The 8,512-nt window shown below is 66.5% G+C and carries 7 protein-coding genes; all 7 read left to right on the top strand.

Features of this window, described 5'->3' with window-relative positions:
* Nucleotide 1 precedes the first annotated feature (1 nt).
* From QMG72_RS07610 to QMG72_RS07640, 7 genes are read left to right on the top strand one after another with little or no spacing between them, the layout of a single operon-like run.
* Entirely contained in the window at nt 2–1,114 is a 1,113-nt protein-coding gene (locus QMG72_RS07610; RefSeq protein WP_226775631.1) for a Gfo/Idh/MocA family protein, read from the top strand.
* Complete coding sequence (locus QMG72_RS07615; protein WP_226775632.1) at nt 1,111–2,106, top strand: NAD-dependent epimerase/dehydratase family protein; 996 nt, start codon at nt 1,111–1,113, stop codon at nt 2,104–2,106. The genes QMG72_RS07610 and QMG72_RS07615 overlap by 4 nt, the downstream gene beginning before the upstream one ends.
* A gap of 38 nt (nt 2,107–2,144) precedes the next feature.
* Complete coding sequence (locus QMG72_RS07620; protein ID WP_226775675.1) at nt 2,145–3,272, top strand: DegT/DnrJ/EryC1/StrS family aminotransferase; 1,128 nt, start codon at nt 2,145–2,147, stop codon at nt 3,270–3,272.
* Nucleotides 3,269–3,928, top strand: a complete 660-nt coding sequence (locus QMG72_RS07625; protein WP_226775633.1) for a NeuD/PglB/VioB family sugar acetyltransferase — start codon at nt 3,269–3,271, stop codon at nt 3,926–3,928. The genes QMG72_RS07620 and QMG72_RS07625 overlap by 4 nt, the downstream gene beginning before the upstream one ends.
* The gene (locus QMG72_RS07630; protein WP_283480181.1) at nt 3,925–5,058 is read left to right on the top strand and encodes a DegT/DnrJ/EryC1/StrS family aminotransferase; all 1,134 of its coding nucleotides are present in this window, start codon (nt 3,925–3,927) and stop codon (nt 5,056–5,058) included. The genes QMG72_RS07625 and QMG72_RS07630 overlap by 4 nt, the downstream gene beginning before the upstream one ends.
* Nucleotides 5,059–5,087: 29 nt before the next feature.
* Nucleotides 5,088–5,675, top strand: a complete 588-nt coding sequence (locus tag QMG72_RS07635; RefSeq protein WP_226775635.1) for an acyltransferase — start codon at nt 5,088–5,090, stop codon at nt 5,673–5,675.
* 16 nt (nt 5,676–5,691) lie between these two features.
* On the top strand, nt 5,692–8,313 hold the full coding sequence (locus tag QMG72_RS07640; protein ID WP_226775636.1) for a WecB/TagA/CpsF family glycosyltransferase: 2,622 nt from the start codon (nt 5,692–5,694) through the stop codon (nt 8,311–8,313).
* The last annotated feature ends 199 nt before the right edge of the window (nt 8,314–8,512 follow it).

An 8,512-nucleotide genomic window follows, 5' to 3' on the forward strand; every position in this document is an offset into this window, starting at 1 on the left:
AATGAATGATTCACGTTCAGATTACCTCCGTGGCCGGGATCTGGCGGCCACCGGCGGGCCGTTGAAGGCGGCCGTCATCGGTGCCGGCTACTGGGGACCCAACCTGGCGCGGAACTTCACCGTCAGTCCGGACTGGGAGCTGGCCGGCATCGTGGACCTGGACCAAGACCGTGCCGCCAAGCTCGCCGCTGCCCAGGGCGGGGTTCCGGTCTTTAAGTCCATCGATGAACTGCTGGACCTGGCCGACGTCGACGCCGTAGCGATTGCAACGCCCGCCCACACGCACCACGGCATCGCCCTGACGGCGTTGAAAGCCGGGAAACACGTGCTGGTCGAGAAGCCCCTGGCCGACAGCCGGCTGAGGGGACTGGAGATGGTTGAAGTAGCGGATGAGCGGGGGCTGGTCCTGATGGCCGACCACACCTACTGCTACACCCCGGCAGTGCTGAAGATCCGGGAGCTGATCGCCGACGGGTCGCTCGGGGACATTCTGTTCATCGATTCGGTCCGGATCAACCTGGGCCTGCTGCAACCGGATGTGGATGTGTTCTGGGACCTTGCGCCCCACGACCTGTCCATTCTCGACTTCATTCTCCCGGGTGGGCTGCGTCCGGTCGAGGTTGCTGCGCACGGCGCTGATCCGCTCGGTACCGGTCACGCCTGTGTTGGGCACCTGACGTTCGCGTTGCCCAACGATGCAATGGCCCACGTGCACGTGAACTGGTTGAGTCCGACCAAAATCCGCCAGCTTGTGGTCGGAGGCTCCCGGCGGACCCTGGTGTGGGATGACTTGAACCCCCAGCAGCGGCTCAGTATCTACGACCGCGGAGTCAGCCTGGACCGCAAGTCACCGTCAGCGGCAGCCAGAACCGCCTCGGCCATCTCGTACCGGCTGGGCGATACCTGGTCACCGGCCCTCCCCGAGTATGAGGCGCTCGGGGAGATGGTGGCGGAATTCGCCAACAGTATCCGGCAGCGGCGCCCTTCCCGAACCAGCGGCGCTTCCGGTCTCCGGGTGCTCTGTGTGCTGGAGGCAGTCAGCGACAGCCTCCGTGCCGACGGGAAGGCCAGCGTTGTGGTCGGCAACGAACCGAAACTTGAGGTCAGCAGATGAGCACACTCCAAGGAGCACACGTCCTGGTCACCGGCGGAGCGGGAACCATCGGGTCCACGGTCGTGGACCAACTGCTGGACGCCGGCGCCGGCAGGATCGATGTGCTGGACAACTTGGTCCGCGGCCGCCGGGCCAACCTCGATCCGGCCCGCTCCAGCGGACGGGTGCACCTGATCGAAGGGGACATCCGCGACCGGGACCTGGTCCATGACTTGTGCCGCGGCAAGGACATTGTCTTCCACCAGGCAGCCATTCGCATCACCCAATGCGCCGAAGAGCCTCGTCTTGCCCTTGAGGTGCTGGTGGACGGGACGTTTAATGTGCTCGAAGCAGTGTCCGCCCAGCGGGTCGGCAAGCTCGTGGCGGCGTCCAGCGCCTCTGTCTACGGCCTGGCGGAGACCTTTCCGACCGCCGAACGCCATCACCACCACAACAACGACACATTTTACGGCGCAGCCAAGTCCTTCAACGAGGCCATGGCCCGTAGTTTCCGCGCGATGCACGGCCTGGACTACGTGCTGTTGCGCTACTTCAACGTGTACGGTCCGCGGATGGACGTCCACGGCCTCTACACCGAGGTGCTGGTTCGCTGGATGGAACGAATCGACGACGGGCTGCCGCCCCTGATCTTCGGCGACGGACAGCAGACCATGGATTTTGTGCACACGAGGGATGTGGCACGGGCCAATATCCTGGCCGCTGGCAGCCCGGTGGACGCGGGCGTCTACAACGTCGCCAGCGGGGTCGAAACCAGCCTGCTGGAACTGGCTGAAGCACTATTGCGGGCCATGGGTTCGGAACTGGCCGTAGAGCACGGCCCCGACCGTGCTGTGAACGGGGTCGTCCGACGCCAGGCGGACACGGGCGCGGCCACACGCGAGCTTGGTTTCAGTGCCGAAACCGGGCTAGCGGACGGACTGCGCGAATTGGTGGACTGGTGGCGGCCGCTGCGCGCCGAGATTGCGGACGCCAGGGTCGGGGGCGCGCGGTGACGGCCGGCAAGAACCCTGTCCTGAGCCGGATCAACGTGATGAAGCCGTGGCTCGGAGCCGAGGAAGCCGAAGCGGTAGCCGAAGTGATCGCCTCGGGCTGGGTGGCGCAGGGACCACGCGTGAAGCGCTTCGAAGAAGCCTTCGCGGAGACGCAGCAGGCCGGCTGCGCCGTCGCCGTGTCCAGTTGCACAGCTGCCCTGCATCTGGCACTGAAGGTGGCCGGCATTGGGCCGCGTGATGACGTTGTAGTGCCGTCCTTCTCATTCATCGCCACCGCAAATTCTGTCACCTATGTCGGTGCCCGTCCCGTTTTCGCCGATGTTGAGCCGGACACGGGGAATGTGTCGGTGTCGACACTTGAGGCTGCCCTGACCCCCGCCACGCGCGCTGTGATCGTCGTGGACCAGGGAGGTATGCCGGTTGATCTGGATCCGATCCGTGGCCTGTGCGACCCACTGGGCATCACCGTCATCGAGGACGCAGCCTGCGCGGCGGGCTCAACGTACCGGGGCCGGCCAGTGGGGGCGGGAGCCGAGCTCGCGGCCTGGTCCTTCCACCCCCGCAAAATACTGACCACCGGGGAAGGCGGGATGCTGACCACCGACAACGCGGCCTGGGCCAACCGGGCGCGGACGTTGCGGGAGCACGCCATGAGCGTCTCGGCGAACGAGCGGCACTCCACGGTCCTGGCGCCAGCGGAATCGTATGGCGAGATCGGTTTTAACTACCGGATGACGGATCTGCAGGCGGCCGTCGGGCTCGTGCAGCTGGAACGCCTGGGTGAGGCGGTGTCCCGGCGCCGGGCAATCGCCAATACGTACCGCAGGGCACTCGCCGGGGTTGAGGGCCTGCGCTTCAGCCAGGACCCCTTGTACGGGACCAGCAATTTCCAGTCCTTCTGGCTCGAAGTACTGCCGGGCTTTGCCCTCGGGCGGGAGGAACTCCTGGCGCGACTGGCCCAGGACGGAATTTCCGCCCGTCGGGGAATTATGGCCGCGCACCGGCAGCCTGCCTACGCCGGGATGGACACCGGGAAGGCTGACCTCTCGGTGACGGAGCGGCTCACGGACAGCACCTTAATCCTGCCCGTATACCACCAGCTGACACCGGACGAGCAGTCCAGGGTGATCGATTCGATAGCCAGGTCTGCCGAGGAAAAGCCATGACAGAGCTCCTTGTGATCGGCGCCAGCGGCCTCGCCCGCGAGGTGCTTTCCTGCGTCCGCGAGAACGGACAATTCGACGTTGTCGGCGTCCTCGACGACGACGACGCCAAGGTAGGTTCTGCCCTTGATGGTGCCCCCATCCTGGGACCCGTCAGCTATGCCCTGCGTTATCCCGCAGCACGGGTCGTCGTTTGCATCGGCGCCGGGCGGGCGCGGGAGCGTGTTGTGGCGCGACTGGCCGGTTTGGGTGTACCGGCCTACCGCTTCGCAACCGTTGTTGATCCTTCGGTGCGGGTCCCTTCCTGCTGCGAGGTCGGCCCCGGAAGCATCCTGCTGGGAAATATCACCCTGACCGCCGCGATCATGGTCGGAAGCCATGTGGTGCTGATGCCTGGTGTGACGTTGACCCATGACGACGTAGTGGAGGACTTCGCCACCTTGGCTGCCGGCGTTTGTTTGGGCGGCGGGGTCAGGATCGGCCGTGCGGCTTACCTTGGCATGAACTCATCGGTCCGTGAAGGCACCACCGTGGGGTCGGGTTCTGTGATTGGCATGGGGGCCGCAGTCTTGGCCGATGTGCCGCCGGACGAGACCTGGGCCGGAGTGCCGGCCCGGGTGCTCAAACCCTCGGCTGCCGCGGCGGGCGCCCGGGGATGACGTTGCCGTTGGAAGCCAGAGTCTGCGTCCCCTTCGTTGACCTGGGCGCTCAGCAGGACGAGATCGCCGAGGAAGTCGACATTGGCCTGAAAGAGGTTTTCGCCCGGACTTCGTTCATTGGCGGCCCCGCCGTGGCGGAATTTGAGCAGGCCTACGCCCGTTTCCTCGACACCGGACACTGCGTCGGGGTGGCCAACGGCACGGATGCACTGGAACTGGCCCTGCGCGCGTGCGGGGTCGGTGCGGGCGGGGAAGTCATTCTCCCCGCCAACACGTTTATCGCTACCGCCGAGGCGGTGAGCCGGACCGGTGCCGTGCCGGTCCTCGTCGACGTCGACCCGGAGTACCTGCTGATCGACCCGGACCAGGTGGGGCAGGCTGTCACGCGGCGGACCCAAGCGATCGTGCCCGTTCACTTGTTCGGCCAAACGGCATTCGTTGAGCGCCTGGAACCGATCGCGGCCGCGTGCGGCGCAGTGATCATCGAAGACGCCGCCCAGGCCCAGGGCGCCTCCCGCTACGGCCGGTGCGCCGGCACACTGGGATTGGCTGCCGGAACAAGCTTCTATCCGGGCAAGAACCTCGGGGCGGCCGGTGATGCCGGCGCCGTACTGACCGCCGACGGGGACGTCGCCGCCCGAGTCCGGATGCTTGGCGCGCACGGGAGCGCACGCAAATACGAGCACGACGCGGTGGGTATGAATTCACGTCTCGACACCGTCCAGGCAGTGGTACTGAACGCCAAGCTGCGGAGGCTGGCGGGCTGGAACGAACGGCGCCGGCAGGCCGCGTCACGTTACCGGGAGCTGCTGGCGGACGTGCCCGGCGTCGAGCTCCCCCGCAGCGCCCCCGGCAACCTCGATGTCTGGCATCTGTACGTGGTCCGCGTCCCCGATCGGGACCGGGTCCTCGCCGAGCTGAACGCCGCGGGGATCGGCGCCGGCATCCACTACCCGGTCCCGGTCCATCTGAGCGGGGCTTATCGCGGGATGGAGCTCGGCCCCGGGAGTTTTCCGGTCGCAGAACGGGCCGCTCGCGGGATTCTGTCGTTGCCCGTCTATCCGCACATCACCGAGGCTCAGCAGCAGTATGTCGCGGAACGGCTGCAGGCAGCCCTGAGCGGCTCATGACAACGCCGCCGCACACCTGGAGGAACGCCGTGACATCCATCGCCGAAACTGCCGACGTGGCTCAGAGCGCCGTGGTGGGGGAAGGAACGCGAATCTGGCATCTGGCGCAGATCCGGGAGGACGCCATCCTCGGCAGTAACTGCAACATCGGCCGCGGGGCCTACGTGGGCCCCGGCGTTGTGCTGGGGAACAACTGCAAACTGCAAAACTATGCCCTCGTCTATGAGCCGGCCCGCCTGGCGGACGGCGTCTTCGTCGGACCCGCGGCCGTTCTTACCAATGACCTGCACCCGCGGGCCATCACGCCGGACGGAACGCTGAAGGACCCGGATGACTGGGTCGCCGTCGGCGTCACGGTCGGCCGGGGTGCTTCCATCGGAGCCGGTGCCATCTGTATCGGCCCCGCCTCGATCGGGGAGTGGGCGACCGTAGCTGCCGGCGCGGTGGTCACCAGGGACGTGCCGCCCTACGCCGTTGTGATCGGTGTCCCCGCCCGGCAGTCAGGCTGGGTGGGCGAGGCAGGACATCCGCTTAAACAGGCCGGCGCCTGCTGGCTCTGCCCGGCCACCGGCCGCAGTTACATCGAACGCAACGGGCGCTTAACACCGGTGGACTAGGGAGCAAGGAGGCAGCATGGAAAAGCTGGAAATATGCCAGGTCATTCTGGGCGGGACACCGGTAGACCTGATGGAATCCGAAGCAGCGGTAGAGCGGATACTCGCGAGGGTGCGGGAGGGCGGCGGAAATCCTCCGCTGGGGGTGGCGTCGGTCAACCTCGATCATGTGCACCATTTTGGTACCGGCGGCCGGTGGTCGGGCACCTTGCATGCCAATCCGGCAAGCAGGGTGGATTGGCTCTATTTCCTGGACGGGGCACCCCTGGTTTCCCAATCCCAACGTATTACCGGGCGCCGGTGGCCCCGGCTGGCCGGGAGCGACCTGGCAGCCCCGATCCTGGCACGGGCAGAGCAGCTTGGGCTGAGGGTAGGATTTCTCGGCGGCTCGCCACCGAATCAGCGGCTGTTGGCGCGGAAGATCGCGCAGGAGCACCCCGCGCTGCAGCTCGGCGGCATGTGGTCCCCGAGCCGGGAGGACTTGGCCTCCGTGCAGGAGTCCGGGCGTATTGCCCGTGAGATTGCCGATTCGGGCACCCAGATCCTCTACGTCGGACTGGGAAAGCCGCGCCAGGAACTCTGGATAGACGAGTATGGGCCGTCTACCGGGGCAACCGTTCTGCTGGCCTTCGGCGCGGCGGTGGACTTCCTCGCCGACCGGGTTCAGCGCGCGCCTGAATGGTTTAGCCAACACGGACTGGAATGGGGATACCGGCTGGCCCGTGAACCAAGGCGGCTGGCGGGCCGTTACCTTGTTGACGGGCCACCTGCTTACCTGACATTGCGGACAGGGTCCAGCGCCGTTCCCGCCGTCCGCACGGATTCGCTGTCCCATGCGGCCCCTGCGCCGCGGACTCCGGGCCGCTTCACCGGAGCGGAGGGTGCCGCGGACGCCGTCGTTGTTATTGTGACCTTCAACAGCGCAGGGTGCGTTGAGGGCCTGCTGGAAACCCTGCGGGAAGAAACGGCGGACCTGAGGCTGAGGGTTCTTGTGGCTGACAACTCGTCCAGCGATGGCACCTTGGATGTGGTGCGCCGCTGCCATCCTGACGTCCAGGCCTTCAGCACGGGCGGCAACCTGGGCTATTCCGGCGGCATCAACGCCGCCATGTTGCGGGCCGGTGATGCCGCCACCGTGGTGGTGCTCAACCCCGATTTAACGGTGGCACCTGGCAGTATCCGGACCCTGATGCACCGACTGAATGCTTCGCAGGCCGGGGCCGTGGTTCCACGGCTGGTGAACGAATGGGGGGTGGCCAGCCGCTCGCTCTTCCGGGAGCCGAGCATTGCCACTGCCGTGGGCGACGCGCTGCTGGGCCGCCGCGCGCCCAACCGGCCCGGCTGGCTCGCCGGAACTGACTACTCGCCGGAAAGCTACGCCCATCCCCATCCCGTGGATTGGGCTACCGGTGCCGCGCTGATGGTCCGGCGTTCGCTGGCGGATGCCCTGCCGTGGGATGAGTCCTATTTTCTCTACAGCGAGGAGACTGACTTTTTTCGGAGCCTGCGCACGATGGGTGAAACCGTCTGGTACGAGCCCGAGGCTGTTATGCGCCACACCGGCGGGGCCTCCGGCAGTTCACCGGAGCTGAACGCGCTCTTGTCCGTCAACCGTGTCCGCTACATCCGCAAATACCATTCCGGCGCCTACGCCGCCGTGTTCCGCGGCGCCGTTGTGCTCTCTGAAGTCCTGCGCCTATGGAAGCCCGATCGCCGCGGCGTGCTGCGGACGGTACTCAACGAGGGCAGTTGGACTGCCCTGCCGGGACCGGGAAAAAGCGCGGGCGAGGACGCGGACGCCGGGGCTTTCCCGCACGGTTCGGTGATCATTCCGGCGCACAATGAAGCGGCCGTGATCGCGCGGACCTTAGCGCCGCTGGCCCGGCTGGCTGCGAAAGACCAGCTGGAGGTCATCGTGGCCTGCAACGGTTGTGGCGATGAGACCGCAGCCATCGCCGGACGATTCGAGGGCGTGAAGGTACTGGAATTGGAGCAGCCGTCCAAGACGGCCGCTCTGAATGCCGGGGACGCCATCGCCTCGCACTGGCCGCGGCTGTACCTCGATGCGGATGTGCAGATCAGCGCCGGCACCGTGCGGGCCGTCCTCAATACGCTGCTCTCCGGGCGCATTCTGGCCGCCCGTCCCGCCGCCCGCCTCGACCTTCAGGACGCGCACCCGCTCATCCACTCGTACTACTGCACACGGCTGAATCTGCCCGCGACCCAGACGGGGCTCTGGGGCGGGGGTGTTTACGGACTGTCCAAAGAAGGGCGGGGGCGGTTCCTGAAATTCCCTGAACTCACCGCAGATGATCTATTCGTGGACCGTCTCTTTGAGCCGGCGGAAAAGGCCGTTCTGGACGTGGAACCGGTAGTTATTTGTCCGCCGAAAACGCCCAAGGATCAAGTGGCCGTGCTGCACCGCATATACCGGGGCAACGCCGAACAGGGCAGAAGCCACAGTACGGCGGCCCAAACACTGGCCCAGGTAGTTCGTACCATCCGTGGCCCGTTCTCCGCCGTCAACGCCTCGGTCTATCTGGGATTTGCCTTGGCGGGCCGCCGCCTCGCCGCGCACCCGGCAGTGTGGGAACGTGACGCCAGTAGCCGCCAAGCGGGTGCCGCCGGGGCGGCGGGCTGACCGGGGGCACGGGAACAGCCCAGCCGTTACGGGCGGCTGGGCGCAGACACCGCCGCTGAGCCCGGAAACGACCGTTATCTAGAGTCCGGTCAGACGTGGCCATGACGTCCAGCACGCGGCTCAGTGGATCGGAAATCTTCCTGGTGGACGTAGTTATCTTGAGCCGTCTATCAAGCGGCCCCGCCTGGGCGCCGTTCCG

The sequence above is a fragment of the Pseudarthrobacter sp. PH31-O2 genome (assembly GCF_030063265.1).
In the GTDB taxonomy this organism is placed as follows: domain Bacteria; phylum Actinomycetota; class Actinomycetes; order Actinomycetales; family Micrococcaceae; genus Arthrobacter.

Excerpts from the sequence above, each read along its gene's own strand:
- QMG72_RS07610 (WP_226775631.1), top strand. The coding sequence starts at position 2 with ATGAATGATTCACGTTCAGATTACCTCCGTGGCCGGGATCTGGCGGCC.
- QMG72_RS07615 (WP_226775632.1), top strand. The coding sequence starts at position 1,111 with ATGAGCACACTCCAAGGAGCACACGTCCTGGTCACCGGCGGAGCGGGA.
- QMG72_RS07620 (WP_226775675.1), top strand. The coding sequence starts at position 2,145 with ATGAAGCCGTGGCTCGGAGCCGAGGAAGCCGAAGCGGTAGCCGAAGTG.
- QMG72_RS07625 (WP_226775633.1), top strand. The coding sequence starts at position 3,269 with ATGACAGAGCTCCTTGTGATCGGCGCCAGCGGCCTCGCCCGCGAGGTG.
- QMG72_RS07630 (WP_283480181.1), top strand. The coding sequence starts at position 3,925 with ATGACGTTGCCGTTGGAAGCCAGAGTCTGCGTCCCCTTCGTTGACCTG.
- QMG72_RS07640 (WP_226775636.1), top strand. The coding sequence starts at position 5,692 with ATGGAAAAGCTGGAAATATGCCAGGTCATTCTGGGCGGGACACCGGTA.